This window comes from Arhodomonas aquaeolei DSM 8974, assembly GCF_000374645.1.
GTDB lineage: Bacteria > Pseudomonadota > Gammaproteobacteria > Nitrococcales > Nitrococcaceae > Arhodomonas > Arhodomonas aquaeolei.
On the sequence record NZ_KB894807.1, the window covers coordinates 70,776 to 96,703 of the forward strand.

Here is a 25,928-nt window from a genome sequence, read left to right on the forward strand (position 1 = left end):
CCGCCGGTCCGCGGTCTCAGCAGCCCCCGCCGCCGTCGCCACCACCGCCACCGGCCGTGCCGCCACCCGCGGAGCCGGAGGCGGTGGGCAGCCAGCCCATCATGTGGACGGCAATGGCAAGGGCGTCCAGCGGCACCGGCCGCTGGACGGTAAGGTCGAGCTCCAGCGCCGAGAACGGGTTGGGCACGGCCTCCGCAACGGCCAGCCCGTCGGCGAACAGCGTGCGGTCCAGCCCGCGCCGGCCAGCGCTGTGCCGGCGGCAGAGCACCTTGTAGCCGGTACCGTCCAGGCGGTAATGCGCGGTCCAGCTCCGGCGCTTCTGGATACCGCCGCTGTCCACCGTGGAATCCGTCTCCAGCTCGGCCACCACGCCCGCCCCGGCGCGCCAGGTGACGCGGCGCCGCGGCCTGCCGAAGAGGCGGCCCAGAACGTCGCCGGCGATCTCCCCGGCACCGCGGTCGCGGGGGTCATCCAGGCGGTAGCGCCGACCGGTGAAACGCAGCTCGGTGAAGCCGGAACGCAGCAGCCCCGGCTCGACCAGGCTCGCGAGGCGCTCGTCCACGTCCGCGATCACGAAGGTCTCGTCGGCCCCGCCGAAGGTGCCGGCGATCGACAACCTGGGGAAGTGGACGGTGAGCTCGCCCGCCACCGGGCGCTTGTGCACGGATTCCCCGGCCATCACTGCGCCTCCCCGACCGCACGGAGACGCCGTCCGTCACCGGTGTGAAGGATCAGCGCGCCGTCGTCGGCGATGCCGAAGCGGCGCACGTCGGCGAGCAGGCGCAGCAGACGCGGCGCGGCACCGTCACCGGCCGCCGCCAGCCCGCTCAGCCTCAGCGTGGCGGGCGTCAGCGTATAGGTGCCGGCGTAAGGCCGTCCCGCCGCCCGCCCGGTGACCCGCCCGTCCCGGCGAAAGCGCAGGGTGTCGGCGCCGGCGTCCGTGTGCCCTGCCGCCGGCATCCCGGTCACCCGCCAGCGGCGGCCGGTGAGCAGCGCCCGGGGATCGCCGCCACAACCGCGCAGCGTGCGGCCGTCCAGGCCCACCTCGACCCGGTGGGGATGGGGCATGCCGGTCATGTCGTCCGCGCACGGCCCCTCGCGCACGGTCACCGTGACCGCGTCGGCGCCGCCGCTGCCCGGCGCCCGGTAACGGCGCCCGCCGGCCACCGGCTCGGGCGCCGGCGCGGGACGGTCGACGCGCCGCTCGCCGTAGTCCGCCACCAGGACCAGGCGGCTGTCCCTAAGCTCCAGGTGCCAACCCGGCTCGTTGCCCCGCGCCTCGTAGGGCCGGCTAAGCGCGGCGACGCACTCCGGCAGCGCCCGGCCGTCGAGCACGACCCGGGCGCGCCGGCCGTGGGACCAGACACTGACCGCGCCACCCCGGCCCGCGTACTTCGCCCCCGAGGCGGTACGCACCCGCTCGAGCCGGTAGCGCCGGCCACCGGCGTTCAGCCAGGCGGTGGCGCCGGTACCGACGAGGTCTACGGCGGTATCGCCGCAGCGATAACGGGTCACGGGCGCCTGCTCCGGCGGCCCCGCCGCGGCACCGCCCACGTCCGCGCCGTCACCCGCGGGCACGGCACAGCCGGTGAGCGGCGCAAGCACCGCGGTCACAGCGAGTCGGGTCAGTCGTGGCGTCATCGGCCTTCTCCGGGTCGCTTACGGCTCGGCCGCAGCATGCCTGATCGACGGCGCCCGGCGCACGCCCCGCCACCCGCAGGCGGCGGGGTGGCGGAGGCTCAGCCCTGGCGCTGACGCACCAGCTGGTAGCTGCGCCCGAGGTACCACACCGGCGCGCTCCAGATGTGGACGAGCCGGGTGAACGGGAAGACCAGGAAGGTCGTCAGCCCGAGGAACAGGTGCAGCTTGAACACCAGGCTCACGTCGGCGATGTACTCCGCCGCGCCGGGGCGGAAGGTCACGATGTGCTGCGCCCAGTCGGCGAGCTCCAGCATCGTGCCACCGTCCAGGTGGGTCGCCGAGACCGGGATGGTGAGCATGCCCAGTACCAGCTGCACGTACAGCAGCAGGATGATGAAGGTATCCATGCGGCTCGAGTTGGCCCGCACGCGCTCGTTGGTCAGCCGGCGCTGGATCAGGATCCAGCCGCCGACCAGGGCGAGGGTGCCGAAGATGCCACCGGCGGTCATCGCCATCACCTGCTTGCTGCCGGGGGTGAGGCCGAACCACGGGTACATCCAGTGGGGCATCAGCAGCCCGACGAGGTGGCCGAAGAACAGCAGGATGATGCCCACGTGGAAGAGGATGTTACCGATACGGAACCGCCGGCTGGAGTCGAACAGCTGGCTGGAGTTGGTCTTCCAGGTGTACTGGCTCATATCGAAGCGCACGATGCTGCCGAGCAGGAAGACCGTGCCCGCGATATACGGGTAGTAGCCGAAAAGCAGGTTGTTCAGGAACGACATGGTCGCCTCCTCGATTGTTCAGGCCGTGCCGCTGCGCGGCGCGCCCCACTGCACCGGTTGCGCCCCGCCCTTGCGCCCGGCGGCGGCACCGCAGCCGCCCTCCGGGCCAAAGGTCACCGGCGCCTCCATCCACACCGCGTCGAGCGCCTCCGGGGTGTCGTCCCGGGGCTCGGCGGCCACACGCTCGCGCACCGACTCGTCCGCCTCCACCGCGGCAAAGGCGAGCAGCGGCTCCAGGAGTACGGCGTAGGGGCTCTCCCGCTCGGCGAGCCGGGCGTGGAGGAGCTGGATCAGGTGCCCCACCTCCTCCAGCCACGCCAGGGCCTCGCCGTCCGGCAGCGACGCGCAGAACTCCAGGAACAGCGGCACGTAGTCCGGCAGCTCACTGACCGCGATCTCGAAGCCGGCGGCCCGGTAGGCGAGCTGGAGGTCCACCATGGCGGCCCCGCGGTCGCGGGACTCGCCGTGGACGTGCTCGAAGAGATACAGCGAGCGGGCCCGGCCGCGGTCGAAGGTCTCGACGTAGCGGGACTGCACGTCCAGCAGGTCGCTGTCGCGCAGCTCCGCCGCCAGCGCCCCGATCCGCCGGCGGGACTCGCCGGTGACCAGGGCCTCGGCGTCGAGGGCCTCCAGGATCTCGTCGACGTGCCGCTGCAGCGCCGCGTCGGGATAGTGCAGCAGTGCCGCGATTACCTTCAGTGTCTGCATGGTGCCCTCCTCAGGAGACCTTGCGGGCCCGCGCCAGCAGGTCCTCGCGGTTGGGGAACGCCCGCTTGCGCGGGTTCTTGGCACCGAAGAGGTTCGGCCGGGTGACGCCCTGGGTGTGGCAGCCGTCGCCGAAGCTGAAGCCGCAGCCGCTGCGCTCGCCCCAGGGGTCGTCGGTGCTGAGCTCCCGGTGGTTGGTGGGGATCACGAAGCGGTCCTCGTAGTTGGCAATGGCCATGACCTGGTACATCTCCTCCATGGCCGCCTCGCTGAGGCCCACCTGCTCCAGCAGCTCCCGGTCGGTGACGCCGTCGACGGTCTGACGCCGGCGGTAGAGGCGCATGGCAAGCATGCGCCGGAGCGCCGAGGCCACCGGGCGCTCGTCGCCGGCGGTGAGCATGTTGGCGAGGTAGGTCAGCGGGATGCGCAGGCTCTCCACGTCCGGGATGAGGCCGTCAAGGCCGACGTGGCCGGCGTCCGCCGCGGCGCTGATCGGCGAGAGCGGCGGCACGTACCAGACCATCGGCAGCGTGCGGTACTCCGGGTGCAGCGGGAAGGCGACCTTCCACTCCATCGCCATGCGGTAGACCGGCGAGACCTTCGCCGCCTCCAGCCAGGAGTCGGGCACGCCGTCGCGGCGGGCCTGGGCGATGACCTCCGGGTCATTGGGGTCGAGGAACACCCGCAGCTGGGCCTCGTAGAGGTCCTGCTCGCTGGCCGTGGAGGCGGCCTCCTCGATGGCGTCGGCGTCGTAGAGCATCACCCCGAGGTAGCGGATGCGGCCCACGCAGGTCTCGGAGCAGACCGTGGGCTGGCCGGCCTCGATGCGCGGATAGCAGAAGGTGCACTTCTCCGACTTGCCGGACTGCCAGTTGTAATAGATCTTCTTGTACGGGCAGCCGGAGATGCACATGCGCCAGCCCCGGCACTTGTCCTGGTCGATCAGGACGATGCCGTCCTCCTCGCGCTTGTAGATCGCCCCCGACGGGCAGCTCGCCACGCACGTGGGATTGAGGCAGTGCTCGCAGAGACGGGGCAGATACATCATGAAGGTGTTCTCGAACTGCCCGTAGATCTCCTTCTGCACGTTCTGGAAGTTGTAGTCCTGGGAGCGCTTCTCGAACTCGCCGCCGAGGATCTCCTCCCAGTTCGGCCCCCACTCGATCTTGTCCATGGGCTTGCCGGTGATCGCCGAGTACGGCTTGGCCGTCGGCTGGGCCTTCGACTCCGGGGCGTTGTGCAGGCGCTGGTAGTCGAAGTTGAACGGCTCGTAGTAGTCGTCGATCTCCGGCAGGTCCGGGTTGGCGAAGACATTGGCAAGCACCCGCCACTTGCCGCCGATGCGCGGGCGGATGCCCGCGCGGTCACCGCGGCCCGTGCGCTGCCAGCCACCCCGCCAGCGGTCCTGGTTCTCCCAGTCCTTGGGATAACCGATGCCGGGCTTGGTCTCGACGTTGTTGAACCAGGCGTACTCCATACCCTCGCGCGAGGTCCACACGTTCTTGCAGGTCACCGAGCACGTGTGGCAGCCGATGCACTTGTCGAGGTTGAGTACCTTGCCGATCTGTGCGCGCACCCTCATCGCGTGTACTCCTGTTCCAGAATGCTTTCGTCGTCGCCTTCCAGCCAGTCCACCTTGTCCATCCGCCGGACGATCACGAACTCGTCGCGGTTGGAGCCGACCGTGCCGTAGTAGTTGAAGCCCCAGCTCTGCTGGGCGTAGCCGCCGATCATGTGGGTGGGCTTGAGCACCGCCCGGGTCACGGAGTTGTGGATGCCGCCGCGGGCGCCGGTAATCTCCGATCCGGGGGTGTTCACGATGCGCTCCTGGGCGTGGTACATCATCGTCATCCCGTCCGGGACGCGCTGGGAGACCACCGCCCGCGCGACCAGCGCGCCGTTGGTGTTGAACACCTCGATCCAGTCGTTGTCCTCGATGCCGGCACGCTTGGCGTCACCCTCCGACATCCACACGATGGGCCCGCCGCGGGAGAGCGTGAGCATGAGCAGGTTGTCCGAATAGGTGCTGTGGATGCCCCACTTCTGGTGCGGGGTGATCCAGTTGAGCACCAGCTCGGGGTTGCCATTGCCCCGCTCGCCCAGCAGCGGCCGGACGGTGCGCGTGTTCACCGGCGGACGGTAGGTGGTGAAGCCCTCGCCGAAGGCCCGCATCCACGCGTGGTCCTGGTAGAGCTGCTGGCGGCCGGTGAGCGTGCGCCAGGGGATGAGCTGGTGGACGTTGGTCCAGCCGGCGTTGTAGCAGACCTCCTCGGACTCGATCCCCGACCAGGTGGGCGAGGAGATGATCTTGCGCGGCTGGGCGACGATGTCGCGGAAGCGGATCGACTCGTCCGCCTTGTGCGCTGCCAGGTGGCTGTGCTCACGTCCGGTGAATCGCTCCAGCGCCCCCCAGGCCTTGACCGCAACGTGGCCGTTGGTCTCCGGGGCGAGGCTCATCACCGTCTCGGCGGCGTCGATGGCGGTGTACATCTTCGGCCGGCCCTTGTGGTGCTCGCCGTCGTGCCAGCGGCCGTTGAGGCGGCCGAGGAACTCGACCTCCGCCTCGGTGTTCCAGCTGATGCCCTTGCCGCCGTTGCCGAGCTGCTCCATGAGCGGGCCGAGGGCGGTGAAGCGCTCGTAGAGCGCCGGGTAATCGCGCTCGACCACGGTGATGTTGGGCATGGTCTGCCCGGGCACCGGGTCGCACTCGCCCTTGCGCCAGTCCTGAACGTCGTAGGGCTGGGCGAGCTCCGCGGGGGTGTCGTGGAGCAGCGGCACCGTGACCACGTCCTTCTCCACGCCGAGGTGGCCGTTCACCAGCTCGGAGAACCGCTTCGCCAGGTCGCGGTAGATGTCCCAGTCGCTGCGGGACTCCCACGCCGGGTTCACCGCCTCGGAGAGCGGGTGGATGAACGGGTGCATGTCCGAGGTGTTGAGGTCGTTCTTCTCGTACCACGTGGCCGTGGGCAGAACGACGTCGGAGTACAGGCAGGTGGTGGACATGCGGAAGTCCAGCGTCACCAGCAGGTCGAGCTTGCCCCGTGGCGCCTCGTCGTGCCAGGTGACCTCGGCGGGCTTCTCGCCGTCGTCGAGCTCGTGGAGGTCCTCGGCCTGGACACCGTCGCTGGTGCCGAGCAGGTGGCGCAGGAAGTACTCGTGGCCCTTGCCGCTGGAGCCCAGCAGGTTGGAGCGCCACACGAACATGTTGCGCGGGTAGTTCGCCGGGTCGTCCGGGTCCTCGCAGGCCATGTGCAGGCGCCCGGAGCGCAGCTGCTCGACCACGTAGGCCTTGGGGTCCTCGCCCGCCTCGATGGCCTCGCGGGCCACCTCCAGGGGGTTACGCCCGAGCTGGGGCGCGGACGGCAGCCAGCCCATGCGCTCGGCACGGACGTTGTAGTCGATGAGGCTGCCCTGCCAGTCGTCGGCGTCGGCCAGCGGCGAGAGGATCTCGTCGACGCGCAGCCGCTCGTAGCGCCACTGGTCGGTGTGGGCGTAGAAGAACGAGGTGCCGTTCATCTGCCGCGGCGGCCGGGCCCAGTCGAGGGCGAAGGCCACCGGCAGCCAGCCGGTCTGCGGACGGAGCTTCTCCTGGCCCACGTAGTGGGCCCAGCCGCCCCCGCTCTGGCCGACGCAGCCGCACATCACCAGCATGTTGATGATGCCGCGGTAGTTCATGTCCATGTGGTACCAGTGGTTGAGCCCGGCACCGAGGATGACCATGGAACGGCCGTTGGTCTTGTGGGCGGTCTCCGCGAACTCCCGGGCGACCTGCACCACGTCGCGGCGGTCGACGCCGGTGATGTGCTCCTGCCACGCGGGGGTGTAGGGGAGATCGTCGTCGTAGCTCGAGGCCACGGCATCGTCGTCGAGGCCGCGGTCGAGGCCGTAGTGGGCCATCATCAGGTCGTAGACCGTGGCCACGCGGGCGGTCTCGCCGTTGGCCAGGGTCACGCGGCGCACCGGCACGCGGCGCTCGAGCACGTCCGGGTGCTCGGTGCTGTTGAAGTGCTCGTGGGCGATGCCGCCGAAGTACGGGAAGGCGACGGTGGCGACATCGTCGCGGCTGTCGAGCTGGCTCAGGCGCAGGGAGATCTCCCGGCCCTGGCCGTCGCGCTGCTCCAGGTTCCAGCCCCCGCTCTCGTCCCAGCGGAAGCCGACGGAGCCCTGGGGCACGACCACCTCGTCGCTGGCCTCGTCGAAGGCGACGGTCTTCCAGTCCGGCTTGCCGTCCTCGCCCAGGGCCTCGGCGAAGTCCGCCGCCCGCAGGAAGCGTCCCGGCACGGTGTGCCCGGCGTTGTCGTCGAGGCGCACCAGGAAGGGCATGTCCGTATAGCGCCGGCAGTAGTCGACGAAATAGTCGCTGGGATTGTCGAGGTGGTATTCGCGCAGGATCACGTGGCCGAGGGCCATCGCCAGTGCGGCGTCGGTGCCCTGCTTCGGCGCTAGCCAGCGGTCGGCGAACTTGGTCGCCTCGGCGTAGTCCGGCGAGACGGTGACCATCTTGGTGCCGTTGTAGCGCGCCTCGGTCATGAAGTGGGCGTCCGGGGTGCGCGTCTGCGGCACGTTGGAGCCCCACATCATGATGAACTTCGAGTTGTACCAGTCCGCGGACTCGGGCACGTCGGTCTGCTCGCCCCAGGTCATCGGCGACGCCGGCGGCAGGTCGCAGTACCAGTCGTAGAACGACAGGCACACGCCGCCGAGCAGCGAGAGGTAACGCGTGCCCGCGGCGTAGGAGAGCATGGACATGGCCGGGATCGGCGAGAACCCGGCGATGCGGTCCGGCCCGTAACGCTTGATGGTGTGGATGTTGGCCGCGGCGATGAGCTCGGTGACCTCGTCCCAGTCGGCACGCACCAGCCCGCCGAGCCCGCGCACGGACTGGTAATCGCGTACGCGCTCGGGGTCCGAGGTCAGTGCCGCCCAGGCGTCCACCGGGTCATTGTGCTCGGCACGCGCCTCACGCCATGCCCGCAGCAGCCGGCCACGGATCATGGGGTACTTCAGCCGGTTCGCCGAGTAGATGTACCAGGAATAACTCGCCCCGCGCGGACAGCCCCGGGGCTCGTGGTTGGGCAGGTCGGGACGGGTGCGCGGATAGTCGGTCTGCTGGGTCTCCCAGGTGACCAGGCCGTCCTTGACGTAGATCTTCCAGGAGCAGGCGCCGGTGCAGTTCACCCCGTGGGTGGAGCGCACGATCTTGTCGTGCTGCCAGCGCTGGCGGTAGGCCTTCTCCCACGAGCGGTCCTCGTAGGTGGTCTGGCCGTGGCCGTCCGCAAACTGGTCCTGGACCTTGCGGAAGAACATCAGGCGGTCGAGAAAGTGACTCATGGTCGGGCCTCGTTCAAGCGTTGTCTGTCGTCATCGGGGCCGGCCGGGACCCGCTCTGGGGGCGGGCCTCCGGCAGGGACCGTGCTCAGCAGGGGATCTCCGCGTTGTGACGCTCGTAGAACCACCACGTCACGACGACGCAGGTGACGTAGTACGCGACAAAGGCGTACAGGGCGGCGGTCGGACCGCCGGTCAGGGCGATGGACGTGCCGTACGCCTTGGGGATGAAGAAGGCACCGTAGGCCGCCAGCGCCGAGCTGAAGCCCAGCGTCGCCGCCGACTCCTTGTTGGCGTCCTTCACGGCCTGGGCCCGTGCGGCCTCGTCCTTGCCCTCGCTCCAGCGCCCGTGCTGGGTGTGGAAGATGATCGGGATCATCCGGAAGGTGGAGCCGTTGCCCACGCCGGTGGTCACGAACAGCACCATGAAGGCCAGGAAGAAGCCCCAGAAGTTGCCCGCGGTGCCCATCACCGGCAGGAAGTAGACCACCCCGAAGACCGCGGCGATCATCACCACGAAGTTCCACAGCGTGACCCGTGCACCGCCGATCTTGTCGGCCATCCAGCCACCCACGGGGCGGATGAGCGCACCCACCATCGGCCCGAGGAAGGCGTACTGCAGCGGGTCGACGTCGGGGAACTGGGTCTTGATGAGCATGGGGAAGCCGGCGGAGTAGCCGATGAAGCTGCCGAAGGTGGCGATGTAGAGCCAGCTCATCAGCCACTGGTGCTTGCGCCGGAAGATCACGGCCTGGTCACGGAACGAGGCCCGCGCCGAGGCCACGTCGTTCATCCCGAACCACGCGATCACGGTGAACAGCACGATGAACGGCACCCACACCAGCCCGGCGTTCTGCAGCCACAGCCGGCCGCCGTCCGCGAGGGTCTGGTAGGAACCGAACATGAACGACAGCGAGCCGGTGGTGATCACCGCCGGCACCACGAACTGCATCACCGACACGCCCAGGTTGCCGAGACCGGCGTTGAGGCCGAGGGCGGTGCCCTGCTGGCTCTTGGGGTAGAAAAAGCTGATGTTCGCCATGCTGGAGGCGAAGTTGCCGCCGCCGAAACCGCACAGCAGCGCAATCGCGGCAAACTCCCAGAAGGTGGTGCCCGGGTCCTGCACGGCCACGCCCATCCACAGCGCCGGCAACGCCAGCGAGGCCGTGGAGATCGCCGTCCAGCGGCGGCCGCCGAAGATCGGCACCATGAAGCTGTAGAAGATGCGCAGGGTCGCGCCGGACAGCCCCGGCAGCGCCGTGAGCCAGAACAGCTCATTGGTGGTCAGGGTGAAGCCGATGTTGTTCAGCCGCGTCGCCACCGCGCTCCAGACCATCCACACGCAGAAGGCCAGCAGCAGGCAGGGGATGGAGATCCAGAGGTTACGTGTGGCGACGGCCTTGCCCTCGCGCTCCCAGAACTCGGCGTCCTCGGGGCGCCAGTCGGTGAGCACCCGGCCCTGGTGCCCGCCCTTGTTTGCCGTGTTATTGATGGCCATGGTCGATAACTCCCGATGGTTGCTTGCAGCGGCCGGGGCGCTCACCCCGGCCGCCGTGTTTTCTTTCAGGCGCGGGCCCCGGCACCCGAGCCGCCGTGCTCGGGGGTGGAGGCCGACGCGGACTGACCGTGTCCGGCCTCACCCTGCTCCTGGATCTCCGGGAGGTAGCGGTAGCGCTCCTCGGAGAGCTCGGGAATGCGCCGGCGCTCCATGCGGCGGATCGCCACGTGCATCCAGATGAGCATCACCGCGACCAGCACGAACAGCACCATGTAGGAGCTGGTCCACACGCCGGTGAGGTCGAGCACGATCCCGAAGAGGATGGGCAGGAAGAAGCCGCCAAGACCGCCGATCATCCCCACCAGACCGCCGACGGAGCCGACGTGGTCGGGATAGTAGACCGGGATGTGCTTGTAGACCGCGGCCTTGCCCAGGGACATGAAGAAGCCGAGCAGCACGGTGATCGTCACCACACCCCACAGCGGCATGGCCAGGCTGAACGCGATCGGGCCGTTCTTGCCCTCGACCACGTAGCGGGTCTCCGGGTAGGCGAGCAGGAACAGGCATACCAGCGAGGCGATGAAGGTGAGGTACATCACCGTGCGCGCCCCCAGGCGGTCGGAGAGATAGCCGCCGAGGGCACGGAAGACGCTGGCGGGCAGCGAGTACAGCGCGGCGAGCGTGCCGGCGACGCCGATGCTGAGCCCGTAGGCGCCGACGTAGTAACGCGGCAGATAGGAGGCCAGGGCGACGAAGCCGCCGAAGACGAAGAAGTAGTACAGCGCGAAGCGCCACACCTGCACGTAACGCAGGGGCTCGAGCTGGGTGAGCGCGGAGGTACCCCGGGCACCGGCCTTCCGCCGGGCCACGGTCATCGGGTCCTCCTTGGTGAGCACCCAGAACACGACCGCCATGATCGCCAGGATCACCGCGTAGACCTCCGCGGTGCGCTCCCAGCCGAGGGCGACCAGCAGGAACGGGGCACCGAAGTTGGTCACCGCCGCACCCACGTTACCCGCGCCGAAGATCCCCAGTGCCGTGCCCTGGCGCTCCTTCTCGAACCAGTAGGAGGTGTAGGCGATACCCACGATGAACGAGCCGCCGGCCAGGCCCACACCGAGGGCGGCGATCAGGAACATCCAGTAGGTGTGCACGTAGGAGAGCAGGAACACGCACACCGCGGTAACGAGCATGAGGATGCTGAACACCCGCCGGCCGCCGTACTGCTCGGTCCAGATACCGAGAAAGATCCGGCTGATGGAGCCGGTGAGCACCGGCGTCGCGATCAGGATACCGAACTCGGTCTCGTTGAGCCCGAGCTCCTGCTTGATCTTCACCCCGAGGACCGAAAAAATCGTCCACACCGCGAAGCACACGGTGAACGCGACGGTGCTCAGCGTCAGCGCCCGATACTGATCGGGCCTCGTTACGCCTTCCAGGTTCTTCATGGCAGCCTCCCTGACACGAGGGGAATGATTGACTGGGTGTCAGCGTGGGCTCGTGAAGGCGGGCGCCCCTTGATCCAGGTCAATCATGAATCTCGAATATTCCCGGAAAATCAGTTACATATATATTGCTGGGTATCCCGGAATAGCATGCCAAGTCACTGTTACTTCAGGTGAAAAACCCTCTGGAATACCACTTTATGGGTAGAACGGATGAAGGGAGCGGTTCATTGGAGGTAGAGACGGACGGCTCGTGGCCCCTCGGGTCACTCTCCCGCCGCTCGCTGCTGGTGCGCGTGGGACTGGCGATGACGGCCATATCGACGCTGGCGATCGTGAGCATGCTCACCTCTATCATCATCGCGGAGACGGCCAAGGGTGACGCCGCGGCGATCAACATCGCGGGCACCCTGCGCATGCAGACCTACCGCCTGGCTGACGCCCTCCGCGCCGACGCCCCGGACGAACGCCTGCGCGAGTACGTCCGCGAGTTCCGCGAGACGCTGGAGGCGCCGGCGCTCACCGGTGTGATCCCGGACGAATCCACACACCCGCTGACCGAGACCTATCACCGCGTGCACCGGCGCTGGGACGACGAGCTCGCCCCGGAGGTGACCGGCGACGCCGCAGGCCGCCAGCGCTACCTGGCCCAGGCCCGGGGCTACGTGGGCCGCCTGGACAGCATGGTGCGGCTGCTCCAGCAGGAGGCGGAGAAGAAGATCCAGCTCCTGCGCCTGGCCCAGGGCCTGAGCCTGTTCGTCACCATCGCGCTGGTGTTCTTCAGCATGTACCGCATCCTCACCGACGTCGTACCGCCGCTGCGCGAGCTCGTCCGCGTGGTCGAGGCGGCGCGCCGGGGCGACCTCGGCGCGCGCACCAGCTATCGGGGCGACGACGAGATCGGCCTGATATCGCGCACGTTCAACCGTATGGCCGCCAACCTGCAGGCCATGTACGGCAACCTCGAGGAGCGCGTGCGCTACAAGACGGCACGCCTGGAGGAGAGCAACCGCGCGCTGCAGGTGCTCTACGACACCGCCCGGCGGCTGAGCCAGCACGCCGACCGGGACGCGGACTACGCCGATGTCCTCGCCCGCCTGGAAACCGCCCTCGGCGTGGGGCCACTGGCGCTGTGTCTCACCGGCGGGGGCGGCTCTCGCCGTATCGTCGCCGCCGACGGATCCGGGGCCGTCGATGCCCCGCCCTGCCCCGCGGCGGACGCACTACCGGCGCCGGGCGGCGCCTGCCTGGTGGGGGACGGCGTGCTCGCCGTGCCGCTGGCGGAGGGCGATGACCACCACGGCGCCCTGCTGGTGCGCCCCCCGGGCGGCAATGCCCTGCCCGACTGGCAGCTGCGCCTGTGCGAGACGGTGGCCGGCCACATCGCCACCGCCCTGGGTCGCCAGCGCCGCGAGGCCGACCGGCGCCGGCTCGCACTGATGGACGAACGGGCGGTGATCGCCCGGGAGCTCCACGACTCCCTCGCCCAGGCACTGTCGTACCTCAAGATCCAGACCGCCCGGCTGGAGGCCCAGCTCCGCGGCGACCCGGTGGACCGCCCGGCGGCGGCGGCGATCCTCGCCGAGATCCGCGAGGGCCTCAGCAGTGCCTACCAGCAGCTGCGCCAGCTGCTGAGCACCTTCCGCCTGCGCCTCGGCGAGGGCGGCCTGGAACAGGCCCTGACCGCCGCGGTCGACGAATTCGCCGACCGCGGCGGCATCGGCATCACCCTGGATCACCGGGTCTCCGACGGCATGCTCACCCCCAACGAGGAGCTGCACACCGTGCAGATCGTGCGTGAGGCCCTCGCCAACGTCGTCCAGCACGCCAACGCCCGCCACGCCCGCGTGCGGCTCTGCCCGGAGGGCGACCGGATCGTGGTCACCGTGACCGACGACGGTACCGGTATGCCCCCGGAGCCACACCGGAGGAACCACTATGGCACCACCATCATGCAGGAGCGCGCCCGCGGGCTCGGCGGGGAGATCACCTTCGGAAACGCCCCCGAAGGCGGTACCGTGGTACGGCTTGCCTTTCAGCCCGCCCTGCGCCGCGGTGGGCCCGGACCGGGAGTGAACGAATGAACGACGAGCTCACGCGGGTACTCATCGTCGACGACCATCCGCTGTTCCGCCGGGGCGTGCGCCAGCTCCTGGAGATGGACCCCAGCCTGAAGTGCGTGGGCGAGGCGGCGGACGGCGAGACCGCCGTGCGTCTGGCCTGCGAGCACGAGCCGGACCTGGTCCTGCTGGACCTGCAGATGGAGGGCATGGACGGCCTCGCCACCCTGCGCGCGCTGCGTGAGCACGACCGCCATGCACGGGTGATCATGCTCACCGTCTCCGACAGCGAGGACGACGTCATGGCCGCCCTGCGCGACGGCGCGGACGGCTACCTGCTCAAGGATATGGAGCCGGAGGACATGCTCGAGCGCATCCGCGAGGCGGCCACCGGCAAGCTCGTGCTCAGCGACCGGCTCACCCGGCTGCTGGCCACCGCCATCACCGGCGGCCGCGACCACGACAGCGCGCGGCTCGCCGAGCTCACCTCCCGCGAGCGCGAGGTCCTCGGCGGCATCGCCCAGGGGCTCAGCAACAAGCTCATCGCCCGGCGGCTGGATGTCAGCGAGGGCACCGTGAAGGTCCACGTGAAGAACCTGCTGCGCAAGCTCGGGCTGAAATCCCGGGTCCAGGCCGCGGTATGGGCGGTGAATCAGGGGCTGCGCTAGACGGCCGGCGTGGGAGGCGGCGGGGACGTCGGGACGACCCGGGAGCGGGCCGCCCCGGCTCGGGGACGGTCAGTGGACGGTGGCCTGGCGCTCGCGGGTCTCCTTGAGCACCCCTACCACGTCCTGCTCCCAGCTTTTCGCCAGGGGGGACTGCGCGACGATGGCGGAGACCTCGTCGTCACTGACCGGTGAGCCGCCCTCGTCCTCCACGCTGACACGCATGCGCTGTTCGTCACGCAGCTCGTAGGCACGCTCGCCGCTCTCGGAGTCACCCACGCGCAGGGTGACCTCGTCGCTGTCCACCACGGCGCGCCAGTTGACCTGCGCCATCCAGCCCTGGGCGTTGGAATAGATGGATACGCCCGCAAGCTCATGGCGCTCGTCACGCTGGTCGCCGTCGAGGACATGGACACTGCTGGTCATGTGCTCGAACGGGGCGTCCTCCAGCATGCGCTTTAGCTGCTGCTTGGGGATCGAGTGGTCGCGATTCATCAGCGTCACCTGGGGTTGAGCGCATCGGGTTTGTTCAATGATATGCGTTCGCCACCCCCCTAACACAAGCCCGCCGGTGCGATCCGGGGACCGCACCGGCGGAGGGAGAATCACCGGCTTGCTGCCGGCGAGCGGCGGCTACTGCCGCGTGACGTAGTCGGAGTGCACCCAGCCGTTGCGGCCCGTGTTCTGTACCTGCACCTGCCACCAGGCACCGTTGCGCTCGCCGGTCGGCACCACCGGCGTGCCCTCGGCGAGGGTGGTGATCACCGGGGCCGAACCGTTCGGTCCGGAGCGCAGGTTCAGCGCCGAGGCCGTGACGTAGACGCCCTTGTCCTGGCGCTGCGAGGAGGGCTGGATCGCCCGCATCTGGCTGACCAGGTTGTTATGGGCGTCGACGAAGGCGGCGATCACGATCTTGCCGATCTCCGTGTCCTGGTAGGAGCCGCCACCGCCGGCCACGCCGCCGGCCCAGCCGAAGCCACCGAAGCTCACGTCCGTCTTCTTGGCGGTACCGGTGGCCGCAGCCTCCTGCACGCCCGTGCGGATGTTGGTGAGCAGCAGCGTGGTCTGCGCCTCCAGATTCTCGGTCTTGATGCCGCCGGCGATGGCCCCCGCCACCCCCGGCAGCAACGCGCCAAGGCCCCCGAAGCCGCCACCGGAGTTCGGATCCTTGAAGGCCACGTTGGGCGTGAGGATGAAGTCCGCCGCCGCCATCTGGCCCTTGCCCATGTTGCTGCTGGACTGCAGCTCGCCGCTCTGCGCGAGCCGGCGCTCCTCGCGCAGCGCCTGCGAGGCCTGGCCGCGCTCCACGACCCTAAAGCAGCCACTCTGGGCCATCATCACCCGGATCAGCGGCAGCGGGCTCTGGAGCCCGGCGTCACGCAACCCGTTGTAGTTGCCTTCGTAGAGCGCGGCGGTGCCGATGGGTCGACTGCAGCGAACAAGCTCCTTGGAGGCGTTCTGCGCCCCCGCTGCGCCGCCCGAGCCCGTAACCGACGACGAGGCGCCGCCGAGCACCGGATTGGTGTTGCAGCCCGCCAGTGCCACCGCCATGGCGACCGCCCCGGTCGCCGCCCAGAGTTGCTTACGCATTGCCCCTCTCCTTAAGTAATCATCCAACAGCCGGAAAGCCCGTCCCGCCGGTGTACCGGCGGCACCTATGCCGGGGGAGAACCACCCCGATTTCTTCATTTCGTAGCGCAAGGCTACACCGCACGGCTCGCCCCTTGCCAGACACGCCCGTGCCGCGGCGTGCCGGCCCGCGCCCGCGGGGCTATGCCCGGCGGCGCGGGTGCAGTATGCTTCGCAAAAATCGAACGTCGCCGGTAGAGCACGCGCGCGGATAGGCCCGAGAACCGATGTCCAACACTCCCAACCAGAAACGCCGCCGCGCCGAGCGCGCGCGCGACTTCCTTGAAGTGCTGATCGACCGCCACCCCGGTGCCCTGAGCCGCGAGCGCGACCACGTCCGCCCGCTCGCCATTGGCATCCAGGAGGCGCTGCGGGCCGATCTCGACACCGACGACGAGCTTGCCGAGACGCCCAACTGGCTGCTCAAGCAGGCCCTGGCGCGCTACACCCACTCGCCCGCCTACCTCGAGGCGATCATCGCCGGCCATCGCCGCATCGGCCTCGACGGTGGCGACGCCGGTGCCGTCACCGAGGAGGCCGTGGCGCACGCGCGCGCCCGGCGCGACGAGCAGAAGGCCCGTGCCGCCGAGCGCCGCCGGCAGACACGCAAGTCCCGCAAGCGGGAGAACGGGCAGCACAACGTGCAGGAGCGCAAGCTCCAGCGCCTCGCCGACAAGTTCAACAGCCGGTGAGCGCCGCTTGAAACGCGGCTCAGGCGCCCCGATAACCCGGGACAACCGGACAGCCGGCCCCCGCCGGCGCGCGTCCGCGCCAGTGATCCCATGCGTGACCACCACCTCCAGGGAGACCCCACGAACCTGCCATGACCGCGACCAGTAACTCCCCCCGCGCCGCCCGGCCGCAGATCGATCTCGACGGGCTGAGTATCGAAGAGCTCCAAGCGCTGCAACAGCGGGTCGACGCCGAGCTCGACGCCCGCTCTTTCGAAGAAAACCTCCGCCGCGAGCTCGATTCGCACATGCGCCGTCAGCAACGCACCGCTCCCTCCGGCGGCACGCCGCGCGACGGATCGCGCCGGGCGTGACCGGCACAGGCCCCGCCGGAGGGTGTTCCGGGCCGTTCAACAATCTGTTAATGCATAAACACATAAAGATTTATACTTTTTCGATCTAAACAGCACCGGTCTATGCTGTCCGCCAGCTCGCCAAGAGGGATCCAGCGGAGGACGACAGCATGGCGCAAGGCCCCTTACTCGAGACTAACAGCCCGCTCAGCGCCGAGCAGGCCGAGCAGCTCAACGCGCTTATCGCCTCCCTGCGCGATGACCAGATGACCTGGCTGAGCGGCTACCTGGCAGGCCTGTCCGCGGCCAGCCCCGCCGCCAATGCCGAGTCCGGCGCGCGCACCGCACCCGCGGGCGAGGCGCTGCCGGAGATCACCGTCCTCTATGGCAGCCAGACCGGCAACGCCGAGGGCATCGCCGAGCTCGCGGTCGAGCGCGCGGAGGCCCGCGGCTTCGCCGCCCGCCTCGCCGACATGGCGGACTTCGGCAAGAAGGACCTCAAGGCGGCCGCCAACCTCATGGTCGTCGTGAGCACCCACGGCGAAGGCGACCCGCCGGACACCGCCGAGGCCGTCCACGAGCTGGTCAACGGCCGCAAGGCACCGAAACTCGACGACGCCCGCTTCGCCGTGCTCGCCCTCGGCGACTCCAGCTACGAGAACTTCTGCCAGACCGGCCGGGACTTCGACACCCGCCTCGAGGCGCTCGGCGCCGAGCGCGTGCTCGAGCGCGTCGACTGCGACGTCGACTACGACGACGATGCTTCCGCCTGGGTCGACGCCGCCCTGGACCGCTTCGCCGAGCTCACCGGCGCAAGCGCGCCGGCGGCGAGCAACGTCATCCCCATGGCTGAGGCCCGCGGCGGCGGCACCGCGGCATGGAGCAAGAAGAACCCGTTTCCCGCGGAGATCCTGGACAGCGTCGTTCTCAACGGCCGCGGCTCGGACAAGGAGACCCGCCACATAGAGCTCTCGCTGGAAGGCTCCGGGCTGACCTTCGAGCCCGGCGACGCCATCGGCGTGGTGCCCCTGAACGATCCGCGGGTGGTGGACGAGCTGCTCGCCGCCACCGGCCTGGACGGCGATGCCGCCCTGGAGGGCGGCGAGACGCTGCGGGAGACCCTGCAGCGCGACTACGAGATCACCACCCTCACCCGCCCGTTCCTGGAACGCTGGGCGGAGATCGCCGGCGCTGACGGGCTCCGGCGCCTGCTGGGCGAGGACGCCCGCGACGAGCTGCGCGAGTGGATGGACGGGCGCCAGATCATCGACGTGGTCGAGGCCTTCCCCGCCGAGGGCGTGACCGCCGAGGCCTTCGTGGCGGCACTCCGGCGTCTGCCGCCGCGGCTGTATTCCATAGCCTCCAGCCAGCAGGCCGACGAGGACGAGGTGCACCTCACCGTCGCCGTGGTCCGCTACGAGACCCACGGCCGCGAGCGCGAGGGCGTGGCCTCCACCTATCTGGCCGACCGCCTGGAGCCGGGCCAGACCGTGGGTGTCTACGTCGACCGCAACAAGAACTTCAAGCTGCCCGCCGACCCCTCGGCGGCGACGATCATGATCGGTCCGGGTACCGGCGTCGCACCGTTCCGCGCCTTCCTCGCCGAGCGTGAGGAGACCGGTGCGGACGGCCGCAACTGGCTGTTCTTCGGTGACCGGCACTTCCAGACCGACTTCCTCTACCAGGCGGACTTCCTCGCCTGGCGGGACAAGGGCGTGCTCGATCGCATCGACGTCGCCTTCTCCCGGGACCAGGCCGAGAAGGTCTACGTCCAGGACCGACTGCGCGAGAACGGCGCCGAGATCTACGCCTGGCTGCAGCAGGGCGCCCACGTCTATGTCTGCGGCGACGCCGACCGGATGGCCGGCGACGTTCACGCCGCGCTGACGGAGATCGTCCGCGAGCACGGCGGGCTCGACGAGCAGGGCGCCGCGGACTACCTTCGCGCCCTGCAGAAGGACAAGCGTTACCAGCGGGACGTCTACTAGGACCGTTCCGGATCGCGACGCCGGAACGGCTCGGCCCGGCGGACACACGAGCCGGCACCCGCCGCGGCGATGCGGCCCCGGCGTCGGCCGGAACGGCGTCATCACACTGCGGCCGCGCCGTCCCCGTCCCCCGGAAAGGGCGTGCCGGCACGGCATCACGGCAACAGCCAACGGGCCCTGACCATGAACGACATCAGCCGACCGCTCGAAGAGCTCAGCCACAACGAGACGCTGAAGGCCGACAGCGACTACCTGCGCGGCAACCTGACCGCCGAGCTCGCCGACCCGGTGACCGGCGGCGTGACCGAGGACAGCCTGCAGCTGACCAAGTTCCACGGCATGTACCTGCAGGACGACCGCGCCCTGCGCAGCGAGCGCCGCCGCCAGAAGCTCGAGCCGCTGTACTCGTTCATGGTCCGCGTGCGCCTGCCCGGCGGGGTGGTCACCCCGGCGCAGTGGCTGAAGATGGACGAGCTCGCACGGACCTACGCCAACGGCACCCTGCGGCTGACGACGCGCCAGACGTTCCAGTTCCACGGCGTGCTCAAGCGCGACATCAAGCAGCACATCCAGGGCATCGACGCCGCCGCGCTGGACTGCATCGCCGCCTGCGGCGACGTCAACCGCAACGTCATCGCCACCGCCAACCCCCGGCGCTCGGCAGTGCACCGGCGCACTTTCGAGCTCGCCCACGAGATCAGCGCCCACCTGCTGCCGCGCACCCGCGCCTACCACGAGATATTCCTGGGCGAGGAGCGCGTCGCCGGCGGTCCGGAGGAGCAGGAACCGCTCTACGGGTCGCAGTACCTGCCCCGCAAGTTCAAGATCGCCCTGGCGGTGCCGCCGGAGAACGACGTGGACGTCTTCGCCCACGATATCGGCTTCATCGCCATCGTCGACGACGACGGTACGCTCGCCGGCTACAACGTCACCATCGGCGGCGGCATGGGCATGACCCACGGCGAGACCGCGACCTTCCCGTGCGTGGGCGGGGTCATCGGCTTCTGCACCCCTGATCAGGTGGTCGAGGTCGCCGAGAAGATCATGCTCGTGCAGCGCGACCACGGCGACCGCGCCAACCGCAAGCACGCCCGGCTGAAGTACACCGTCGACGACCACGGCGCCGACTGGTTCCGCGGCGAGGTGGAGAAACGCCTCGGCTACGAGCTGGAAGCGGCCCGGGCATACCGCTTCGGCGACAACACCGACCGCCTCGGCTGGTACCAGGGCGACGACGGCGACTGGCACTACGGGCTGTTCGTGCAGAACGGCCGGGTCGCCGACTTCGACGACGAGCGCCGGATCATGAGCGGCCTGCGTGCCATTGCCGGGGTCCACGAGGGCGACATCGCCATCACCACCAACCAGAACGTGGTGATTGCCGGCGTGGCCGAGGGCCAGCGCGAGCGCATCCAGTCGCTGATCGACGAGTACGGCCTGGAGCGCCACGCCTCCGCTCTGCGCGCCGCCTCCATGGCCTGCGTGGCCTTCCCCACCTGTGGACTGGCCATGGCGGAGAGCGAGCGCTATCTGCCGACCTTCGTCGACAAGCTCGAGGCGCTGATGCGCGACGCCGGCCTCGACCCGGAGGCGGACCCGATCGTCACCCGCATGACCGGCTGCCCCAACGGCTGTGCCCGGCCCTACATCGCGGAGATCGGCTTCGTGGGCAAGGCGCTCGGCAAGTACAACCTCTACCTCGGCGGCAACCGCACCGGCTCGAGGCTCGCCAAGCTCTACCGCGAGAACATCGACGAGGCCACGATCCTCGAGACCCTGGGCGGGCTGCTCGGCGATTACGCCCGACAGCGCGGGGACGGCGAGTGCTTTGGCGACTTCGTGGTGCGCACCGGCGTGGTCCCCGAGGTCACCGCGGGACGCCACTTCCACGATCCGCTGCCTGCCGTAGAATAGCCCCCTCGGGGCACGGACGCCCCGCCGCCCGCGTCCGGGGGGCGGGGCCCGCCACCCGCGCGTCGCCGGCGCGGGCGGTGCGCGTGCCGGAACGCCGGCATCCATCACACCGGGAGGAACGCGTTGACCTGGGAAGCCTGGCTCACGATCGCCGTCGTGCTCGCCGTGATCATCGGCCTCGCGCGTAACGCCGCCTCCCCCACCACCCTGCTGTTCGGCGCCCTCGGCGTGCTCATGACCGCCACCGCACTTACCGGCAGCGACCAGCTGCTCGCCCCCGCCGAGGCCGTGGCCGGCTTCGGCAACCCGGGTCTGGTGACCGTGGGGCTGCTGTTCGTGGTGGTCGCCGGGCTGGTGCGCACCGGTGCGCTTGCGATCATCAGCGAGCCCATCGTGGGCCGGCCGCGGCGGCTGCTCAGCGCCCAGCTGCGGCTGCTGCCACCGGTCTCCGGGCTGTCGGCGTTCCTCAACAACACCCCGGTGGTCGCGATGTTCCTGCCGGTGGTGAGCGACCTCGCCAAGCGCACCCGCCTGCCCGCCTCGCGGCTGTTCCTGCCGCTGTCCTACGCCTCGATCTTCGGCGGCATGTGCACCCTGATCGGGACCAGCACCAACCTGGTGGTCGCCGGACTGATCCAGGGCGAGCCGGCGGTGGCCCCGGTGGCGCTGTTCGATCTCGCCTGGGTGGGTGTGCCCGTGGCCCTGCTGGGGCTGGCCTACATCCTCGTCGCGAGCCCACGGCTGCTGCCGGACAACCGCGCCGCACTGGACATCGACGCGGACCCCCGGCGCTATACCGCGGAGGTGGTGGTCGACCCCGACGGCCCCCTGGTGGGACGCAGCATCGAGCAGGCGGGCCTGCGCCACCTGCCCGGCCTGTTCCTCGCGGAGATCGAGCGCGACGGCCAGGTCCTGCCCGCCGTCGCCCCCAGCGAACGGCTCCAGGCCGGCGACCGGCTGGTCTTCGCCGGAGTGGTGGAATCGGTGGTGGACCTCCAGCGCATGCGCGGCCTCCAGCCCGCCACCGACCAGGTGCACAAACTGCAGGGCCGGCGCGACCAACGCTGCATGGTCGAGGCGGTGGTCTCCAACGAGTGTCCGCTGGTGGGCAGCAGCATCCGCGCCGGGCGCTTCCGCAGCGAGTACAACGCCGCCGTGGTGGCGGTCGCCCGCGGCGGCCGGCGCCTGTCCGGCAAGATCGGCGACATCGTGCTGCAGGCCGGCGACACGCTGCTGCTGGAGACCCACCCGAGCTTCCTCCAGCGCCAGCGCAACGGCCGCGACTTCTTCCTGGTCAGCCAGGTGGAGGATTCCGCTCCCCGCCGCCACGACAAGGCCTGGATCGCGCTCGGGCTGCTCACCGCCATGGTCGCCGCGGCCGCCAGCGGCGTGCTCACGATGCTCAACGCCGCCCTGCTCGCCGCCGGCGGCATGGTCCTCACCGGCTGCACCAGCAGCGCCGAGGCCCGGCGGCACGTGGACTGGTCCGTCCTGCTGGTGATCGGGGCGGCACTGGGCGTGGGCCAGGCGATGGCCAACAGCGGCGCCGCCACCACCCTCGCCGACGCGCTGGTGAGCGCGGCCGGGGGACGGCCCTGGCTGGTGCTGCTCGCGGTGTTCGCGGTCACCTCGCTGTTCACGGAGATGATCACCAACAACGCCGCCGCGGTGCTGGTCTTCCCGGTGGCGCTGTCGGCGGCGCAGGGCCTGGGGGTGAACCCCACACCGTTCATGATCTGCCTGATGATCGCCGCCTCGGCGAGCTTCTCCTCGCCACTGGGCTACCAGACCAACCTGATGGTCTTCGGCCCCGGCGGCTACCGCTTCGCGGACTACCTCCGCTTCGGCCTGCCGCTCAACCTCCTCACCATGGCGGTGGCGGTGACGATCGCACCGCTGGTCTGGCCGTTCTAGCGGCCGCGGAGCGGGCGCCCGCGGCCGACGCGATCCCGGGTCAGCCCACCACCATCGGCCCCATGGGACGACCGCCCATGAGATGGACGTGCAGGTGATAGACTTCCTGGCCACCGTGCTCACGGCAGTTGACCAGCAGCCGGTAACCGGACTCCGCGATCCCCTCGCGGCGGGCGAGATCGCGCGCCACCACCACCATGTGCCCGATCAGCGCCTCGTCCTCGTCGGCGATGTCGTCCACCGTCTCGATGACCTTGTTCGGCACGATGAGGATGTGTGTCGGCGCCTTGGGCGCGATGTCACGGAAGGCGGTGACCCGATCGTCCTGGTAGACGATGTCCGCGTCCATCTCGCCGTCGACGATCTGCTTGAAGATATTCGCCATGGATCGACTCCTGTCGTTTGCCGGGCCGCCATTCTACATCGCCCCCGGCCCGGCGTAGGTGCTCAGGCGGCGCGCGGGGCGAACATGATGATTGCCATCCCGGTCAGTGCCACCGCGGAACCGAGCAGATCCCACGCGGTCGGCCGAATCCCGTCCACAGCCCATAGCCAGACCACGGCGGTGGCGACGTAGACCCCGCCGTAGGCCGCGTAGACCCGCCCTGCCGCGGTGGGGTGGAGAGAAAGCAGCCAGACGAACAGCGCGAGGCTCGCGGCCGCCGGCAGCAGGAGCCACGGGCTGCGTCCCTCGTTGAGCCAGAGATACGGCAGGTAACAGCCGGCGATCTCCGCCAGCGCCGTCACCACGAAAAGCGCCAGGGTATTCACCTCGGCGGCCTCACTCCGGCAGCGACACCGGGCGGATGCCGCGCAGGGTCTCGCCGGTGAGCCGGCGCGCGGCGGCGATGAAGCCGCTCAGGTACGGCAGCGTGGCCTCCTCCTCGCGCACCGCGGCATAGAGCGTGCTCCACAGCCCGCCGGGCCCGAGCCGGCAGACCTGGATCTGGCCCCGGGCGAGGTGCTCCTCCAGCGCCCAGCTCGGCATCGCGGTCACGCCGCGGCGGCTCGCCACGAGCTGGACGATCATCACCGAGAGCTCGGAGGTACGCACCGCCGCGGGCGCCACACCGGCCGGGTCCAGGAAACGGCTGAACACGTCCAGCCGCGACCGGCACACCGGGTAGGTGATCAGGGTCTGGTCCGCCAGGTCCTCGGGCTCGATGTGGTCCTGGGCGGCGAGCGTGGAGCCCGCGGGCACGGCCAGCTGGACCTCGTGGCGGAACAGCGGCGAGTAGTGAATGCCGGTGAGCGCCGGGTCCGGGTCGGAGGTGATAACCATGTCGATATCGCCGCGCACCAACGCCGGCAGCGGGTGGAAATTGAACCCCATGGACAGGTCCATCTCCACCTCCGGCCAGCGCTCGCGGTAGCGTTCCATCGTGGGCAGCAGCCACTGATAGCAGCTGTGGCACTCGATCGCGAGGTGAAGCCGCCCGCCCTGGCCCGCGGCCAGGTTGTTGAGCCGCTGCTCGACGGTCTCCACCTCCGGGAGCACGCGGTCGGCGAGCTCCAGCAGCATCTGCCCTGCCGGGGCGAGGCGCAGCGGCCGCGAGCGGCGGAAGAACAGCTCCGCGCCGACGCGGGACTCAAGCCCCTTGATCTGGTGAGAGAGCGCGCTCTGGGTGAGATTCAGCCGCTCCGCCGCGGCGACCAGGCTGCCCGTCTCGCAGATCGTCTTCAGGCTGCGCAGATGCCGCAGCTCCAGCCAACCGCCCATCATTCCTCCGCTATCGCGTCACGCGGGCTCGTGTCCCGCCGGTGAGTTCGGGCAGCGCCGAGGGCGCCACGGGGAAGACCGCGAACGGCGAGCCCGCCGCGGCCCAGACACGCTCGAAGCGCCACAGCGCGTCGTCCAGCCAGCAGCGCAGCCTTTCCGGATGGCCTACCGGGGGGACACCGCCGATGGCGAAGCCGGTATGCTCGCGCACGAACGCGGCATCCGCGCGGCCGATGCCCTCGCCGGCGAGCTCGGCCAGCAGCACCTCGTCCACGCGCCGGTCGCCGCTGGCGATGACCAGCAGCGCATCACCGCTGTCGACACCGCGGAAAACCAGGCTCTTCGCGATCTGGCCGACGTCCACGCCCAGCGCCGCGGCGGCCTCGGCCGCGGTGCGGGTGGACTCGTCCACCGACTCGATGGTGACCTCGCGGCCACGCTCGGCGAGCGCCCGCGCCACCCGTTCAGGTCCCTTCGCCATTCTCGTCCTCCGTGTCCAGCGGCAGGGTCAGTATGCGCTGCGGCCCCGCCGGTCCGCCGTGATAGAGCGCCCCCGTGTCGCGGAAACCGAAACGCCGGTACGCCGCCTCGGCCTTGTCGTTGCGCAGGTTCACCGTCAGGCTCAGCCACCGATAGCGCCGGGCCGCGATCGCGACGATCCCGCGCAGCGCCCGGGTCGCCACACCCCGCCCCTGATGACGGCGGTCGATGCGCAGCCCCTCCAGCCAGGCCTCGTCGCCGCGCCGTCCGGGATAGTCCACACCCTGTACCGGCGGCACCAACGCCATCAGCCCCACCGGCCGGCCGCCGGCCTCGATGCCGTACAGCGCCTCGGCATAACCCTCGCGGAAGTGGCGCCGCATCAGCGTCGGCGCGTCGCTCACGAATGCCCCCTGGCCCTCGCCCACCGCGACGCCCTCGTAGCCGTGGGCATTCTCCGGGGTCAGCCGGACCAGCCGCACCGCCGGCCGCGAGGCGGCGCGCCGGGCACGGAAGAAGCGCTGCAGCCGCTCGCCGCAGGCATCGGCCATCACCCCGCCGTCGACCTGCAGGCGATGATTGTGACTGGCGTGCCCGTGCAGCGCCAGCGCACCGCCGCAGGCGCCGGTCTTCGGGTCCGCGGCGCCGAAGACCACGCGGCGCACCCGCGCGTGGACCAGCGCCCCCACGCACATGGGGCAGGGCTCCAGGGTCACGTAGAGCGTGGCGTCGGGCAGGCGGTAGGCGGCACGCCGACGGGCGGCGTCGCGCACCGCCACGATCTCCGCGTGGGCCGTGGGGTCGTGGTCGGCGATGGGCCGGTTCCAGCCCTCGCCGATCACGCTCCCGTCGCCGGCGACCACCACCGCCCCCACGGGCACCTCGCCCGCCTCGGCGGCACGCTCGGCAAGGGCCAGGGCGCGGGCCATGAAGCCCTCGTCCGCCGCGGCGCCGGCCTCGGATGACGCGTCGTCGTTCACGGCACCGCGGGGACGGCCCGGCCGCCGACGGACATCACACCCCGCCCGGTCGTCAGCTGGTCACCCAACCCGGCATGGTCAAGGGGTTTCACGGTGATCGACCCGGGATTCATAACGTCGCTTTGCCATCAACGGCACACATCTTCTGCTGG

General features: G+C 70.1%; 22 protein-coding genes and 1 pseudogene. 7 read left to right on the top strand and 16 right to left on the bottom strand.

The genetic code is table 11. The annotated features are described in order from the left end of the window. Nucleotides 1–16: 16 nt before the first annotated feature. The 8 genes from C516_RS0109710 to C516_RS0109745 all read right to left on the bottom strand — a co-directional run bounded on the left by C516_RS0109710 (nt 17) and on the right by C516_RS0109745 (nt 11,405). Nucleotides 17–679, bottom strand: a complete 663-nt coding sequence (locus C516_RS0109710) for a hypothetical protein (protein ID WP_018718187.1) — start codon at nt 677–679, stop codon at nt 17–19. Continuing rightward, the gene (locus C516_RS19240) at nt 679–1,641 is read right to left on the bottom strand and encodes an MliC family protein (RefSeq protein WP_084594160.1); all 963 of its coding nucleotides are present in this window, start codon (nt 1,639–1,641) and stop codon (nt 679–681) included. The genes C516_RS0109710 and C516_RS19240 overlap by 1 nt, the downstream gene beginning before the upstream one ends. A gap of 98 nt (nt 1,642–1,739) precedes the next feature. Further along, on the bottom strand, nt 1,740–2,426 hold the full coding sequence (gene narI / locus C516_RS0109720; protein WP_018718189.1) for a respiratory nitrate reductase subunit gamma: 687 nt from the start codon (nt 2,424–2,426) through the stop codon (nt 1,740–1,742). Between the two features lie 18 nt (nt 2,427–2,444). Continuing rightward, nucleotides 2,445–3,134 carry a nitrate reductase molybdenum cofactor assembly chaperone gene (gene narJ, locus C516_RS0109725; RefSeq protein ID WP_018718190.1) on the bottom strand — a complete coding sequence of 230 codons (690 nt, stop codon included), beginning with the start codon at nt 3,132–3,134 and terminating at the stop codon, nt 2,445–2,447. 10 nt (nt 3,135–3,144) lie between these two features. Then, nucleotides 3,145–4,713 (bottom strand): nitrate reductase subunit beta, encoded by a 1,569-nt coding sequence (gene narH / locus C516_RS0109730; RefSeq protein ID WP_018718191.1) that lies wholly within the window; start codon nt 4,711–4,713, stop codon nt 3,145–3,147. Next, nucleotides 4,710–8,462 carry a nitrate reductase subunit alpha gene (locus C516_RS0109735; RefSeq protein WP_018718192.1) on the bottom strand — a complete coding sequence of 1,251 codons (3,753 nt, stop codon included), beginning with the start codon at nt 8,460–8,462 and terminating at the stop codon, nt 4,710–4,712. The genes narH and C516_RS0109735 overlap by 4 nt, the downstream gene beginning before the upstream one ends. An 85-nt stretch (nt 8,463–8,547) precedes the next feature. After that, nucleotides 8,548–9,957 carry a NarK family nitrate/nitrite MFS transporter gene (locus tag C516_RS0109740; protein ID WP_018718193.1) on the bottom strand — a complete coding sequence of 470 codons (1,410 nt, stop codon included), beginning with the start codon at nt 9,955–9,957 and terminating at the stop codon, nt 8,548–8,550. A 65-nt stretch (nt 9,958–10,022) separates the two neighbouring features. Continuing rightward, the gene (locus tag C516_RS0109745; protein ID WP_018718194.1) at nt 10,023–11,405 is read right to left on the bottom strand and encodes an MFS transporter; all 1,383 of its coding nucleotides are present in this window, start codon (nt 11,403–11,405) and stop codon (nt 10,023–10,025) included. A 227-nt stretch (nt 11,406–11,632) separates the two neighbouring features. On the opposite strand from C516_RS0109745, the gene C516_RS0109750 reads away from it, so the two are divergent. Together C516_RS0109750 and narL are read left to right on the top strand one after the other, a co-directional pair. Then, nucleotides 11,633–13,486, top strand: a complete 1,854-nt coding sequence (locus tag C516_RS0109750; RefSeq protein ID WP_018718195.1) for a type IV pili methyl-accepting chemotaxis transducer N-terminal domain-containing protein — start codon at nt 11,633–11,635, stop codon at nt 13,484–13,486. Beyond that, nucleotides 13,483–14,130, top strand: coding sequence for a two-component system response regulator NarL (gene narL, locus C516_RS0109755; protein ID WP_018718196.1), 648 nt, complete (start codon nt 13,483–13,485; stop codon nt 14,128–14,130). The genes C516_RS0109750 and narL overlap by 4 nt, the downstream gene beginning before the upstream one ends. A 69-nt stretch (nt 14,131–14,199) precedes the next feature. Here the strand turns inward: narL and C516_RS0109760 are convergent, their stop codons facing one another. Both C516_RS0109760 and C516_RS19245 read right to left on the bottom strand, forming a co-directional pair. Then, nucleotides 14,200–14,622: a hypothetical protein gene (locus C516_RS0109760; RefSeq protein WP_018718197.1), complete on the bottom strand. Its 423-nt coding sequence runs from the start codon at nt 14,620–14,622 to the stop codon at nt 14,200–14,202. Nucleotides 14,623–14,760: 138 nt separating this feature from the next. Next, nucleotides 14,761–15,717: an SH3 domain-containing protein gene (locus C516_RS19245; protein WP_018718198.1), complete on the bottom strand. Its 957-nt coding sequence runs from the start codon at nt 15,715–15,717 to the stop codon at nt 14,761–14,763. Between the two features lie 266 nt (nt 15,718–15,983). Between C516_RS19245 and C516_RS0109770 the strand changes: the two genes are divergently transcribed. The 5 genes from C516_RS0109770 (at nt 15,984) to C516_RS0109790 (ending at nt 22,596) form a co-directional block, all read left to right on the top strand. Next, nucleotides 15,984–16,448: a ProQ/FINO family protein gene (locus C516_RS0109770; RefSeq protein ID WP_018718199.1), complete on the top strand. Its 465-nt coding sequence runs from the start codon at nt 15,984–15,986 to the stop codon at nt 16,446–16,448. A 131-nt stretch (nt 16,449–16,579) separates the two neighbouring features. Further along, nucleotides 16,580–16,801: a hypothetical protein gene (locus C516_RS0109775; protein ID WP_018718200.1), complete on the top strand. Its 222-nt coding sequence runs from the start codon at nt 16,580–16,582 to the stop codon at nt 16,799–16,801. Between the two features lie 149 nt (nt 16,802–16,950). Continuing rightward, nucleotides 16,951–18,768 carry an assimilatory sulfite reductase (NADPH) flavoprotein subunit gene (locus tag C516_RS0109780; RefSeq protein ID WP_018718201.1) on the top strand — a complete coding sequence of 606 codons (1,818 nt, stop codon included), beginning with the start codon at nt 16,951–16,953 and terminating at the stop codon, nt 18,766–18,768. A gap of 183 nt (nt 18,769–18,951) precedes the next feature. Then, nucleotides 18,952–20,682 carry an assimilatory sulfite reductase (NADPH) hemoprotein subunit gene (gene cysI / locus C516_RS0109785; protein WP_026321084.1) on the top strand — a complete coding sequence of 577 codons (1,731 nt, stop codon included), beginning with the start codon at nt 18,952–18,954 and terminating at the stop codon, nt 20,680–20,682. A 123-nt stretch (nt 20,683–20,805) separates the two neighbouring features. Further along, nucleotides 20,806–22,596, top strand: a complete 1,791-nt coding sequence (locus C516_RS0109790) for an SLC13 family permease (protein WP_018718203.1) — start codon at nt 20,806–20,808, stop codon at nt 22,594–22,596. A gap of 40 nt (nt 22,597–22,636) precedes the next feature. Here the strand turns inward: C516_RS0109790 and C516_RS0109795 are convergent, their stop codons facing one another. The 6 genes and pseudogenes from C516_RS0109795 to tadA all read right to left on the bottom strand — a co-directional run. Then, entirely contained in the window at nt 22,637–22,981 is a 345-nt protein-coding gene (locus C516_RS0109795; RefSeq protein ID WP_018718204.1) for a histidine triad nucleotide-binding protein, read from the bottom strand. 62 nt (nt 22,982–23,043) lie between these two features. Continuing rightward, nucleotides 23,044–23,367, bottom strand: coding sequence for a YnfA family protein (locus tag C516_RS0109800; RefSeq protein ID WP_018718205.1), 324 nt, complete (start codon nt 23,365–23,367; stop codon nt 23,044–23,046). A 10-nt stretch (nt 23,368–23,377) separates the two neighbouring features. Then, entirely contained in the window at nt 23,378–24,316 is a 939-nt protein-coding gene (locus C516_RS0109805; RefSeq protein ID WP_018718206.1) for a LysR family transcriptional regulator, read from the bottom strand. 10 nt (nt 24,317–24,326) lie between these two features. After that, nucleotides 24,327–24,797, bottom strand: coding sequence for a YbaK/EbsC family protein (locus C516_RS0109810; protein ID WP_018718207.1), 471 nt, complete (start codon nt 24,795–24,797; stop codon nt 24,327–24,329). Continuing rightward, nucleotides 24,781–25,179, bottom strand: a complete 399-nt coding sequence (locus tag C516_RS21545) for a GNAT family N-acetyltransferase (protein ID WP_240466047.1) — start codon at nt 25,177–25,179, stop codon at nt 24,781–24,783. Before C516_RS21545 ends, C516_RS0109810 begins: the two co-directional genes overlap by 17 nt. A 117-nt stretch (nt 25,180–25,296) precedes the next feature. Beyond that, nucleotides 25,297–25,776: pseudogene (gene tadA / locus C516_RS21550) on the bottom strand (tRNA adenosine(34) deaminase TadA); the annotation flags it as partial. Nucleotides 25,777–25,928: the final 152 nt, after the last annotated feature.

Excerpts from the sequence above, each read along its gene's own strand:
- C516_RS0109770 (WP_018718199.1), top strand. The coding sequence starts at position 15,984 with ATGTCCAACACTCCCAACCAGAAACGCCGCCGCGCCGAGCGCGCGCGC.
- C516_RS0109810 (WP_018718207.1), bottom strand. The coding sequence starts at position 24,797 with ATGGCGAAGGGACCTGAACGGGTGGCGCGGGCGCTCGCCGAGCGTGGC.
- C516_RS0109805 (WP_018718206.1), bottom strand. The coding sequence starts at position 24,316 with ATGGGCGGTTGGCTGGAGCTGCGGCATCTGCGCAGCCTGAAGACGATC.
- narL (WP_018718196.1), top strand. The coding sequence starts at position 13,483 with ATGAACGACGAGCTCACGCGGGTACTCATCGTCGACGACCATCCGCTG.
- narJ (WP_018718190.1), bottom strand. The coding sequence starts at position 3,134 with ATGCAGACACTGAAGGTAATCGCGGCACTGCTGCACTATCCCGACGCG.
- C516_RS0109780 (WP_018718201.1), top strand. The coding sequence starts at position 16,951 with ATGGCGCAAGGCCCCTTACTCGAGACTAACAGCCCGCTCAGCGCCGAG.
- narH (WP_018718191.1), bottom strand. The coding sequence starts at position 4,713 with ATGAGGGTGCGCGCACAGATCGGCAAGGTACTCAACCTCGACAAGTGC.
- C516_RS0109795 (WP_018718204.1), bottom strand. The coding sequence starts at position 22,981 with ATGGCGAATATCTTCAAGCAGATCGTCGACGGCGAGATGGACGCGGAC.
- C516_RS19245 (WP_018718198.1), bottom strand. The coding sequence starts at position 15,717 with ATGCGTAAGCAACTCTGGGCGGCGACCGGGGCGGTCGCCATGGCGGTG.
- cysI (WP_026321084.1), top strand. The coding sequence starts at position 18,952 with ATGAACGACATCAGCCGACCGCTCGAAGAGCTCAGCCACAACGAGACG.
- C516_RS0109735 (WP_018718192.1), bottom strand. The coding sequence starts at position 8,462 with ATGAGTCACTTTCTCGACCGCCTGATGTTCTTCCGCAAGGTCCAGGAC.
- C516_RS0109745 (WP_018718194.1), bottom strand. The coding sequence starts at position 11,405 with ATGAAGAACCTGGAAGGCGTAACGAGGCCCGATCAGTATCGGGCGCTG.
- C516_RS19240 (WP_084594160.1), bottom strand. The coding sequence starts at position 1,641 with ATGACGCCACGACTGACCCGACTCGCTGTGACCGCGGTGCTTGCGCCG.
- C516_RS0109760 (WP_018718197.1), bottom strand. The coding sequence starts at position 14,622 with ATGAATCGCGACCACTCGATCCCCAAGCAGCAGCTAAAGCGCATGCTG.
- narI (WP_018718189.1), bottom strand. The coding sequence starts at position 2,426 with ATGTCGTTCCTGAACAACCTGCTTTTCGGCTACTACCCGTATATCGCG.
- C516_RS0109740 (WP_018718193.1), bottom strand. The coding sequence starts at position 9,957 with ATGGCCATCAATAACACGGCAAACAAGGGCGGGCACCAGGGCCGGGTG.
- C516_RS0109710 (WP_018718187.1), bottom strand. The coding sequence starts at position 679 with ATGGCCGGGGAATCCGTGCACAAGCGCCCGGTGGCGGGCGAGCTCACC.
- C516_RS21545 (WP_240466047.1), bottom strand. The coding sequence starts at position 25,179 with ATGCGGCGCCACTTCCGCGAGGGTTATGCCGAGGCGCTGTACGGCATC.
- C516_RS0109775 (WP_018718200.1), top strand. The coding sequence starts at position 16,580 with ATGACCGCGACCAGTAACTCCCCCCGCGCCGCCCGGCCGCAGATCGAT.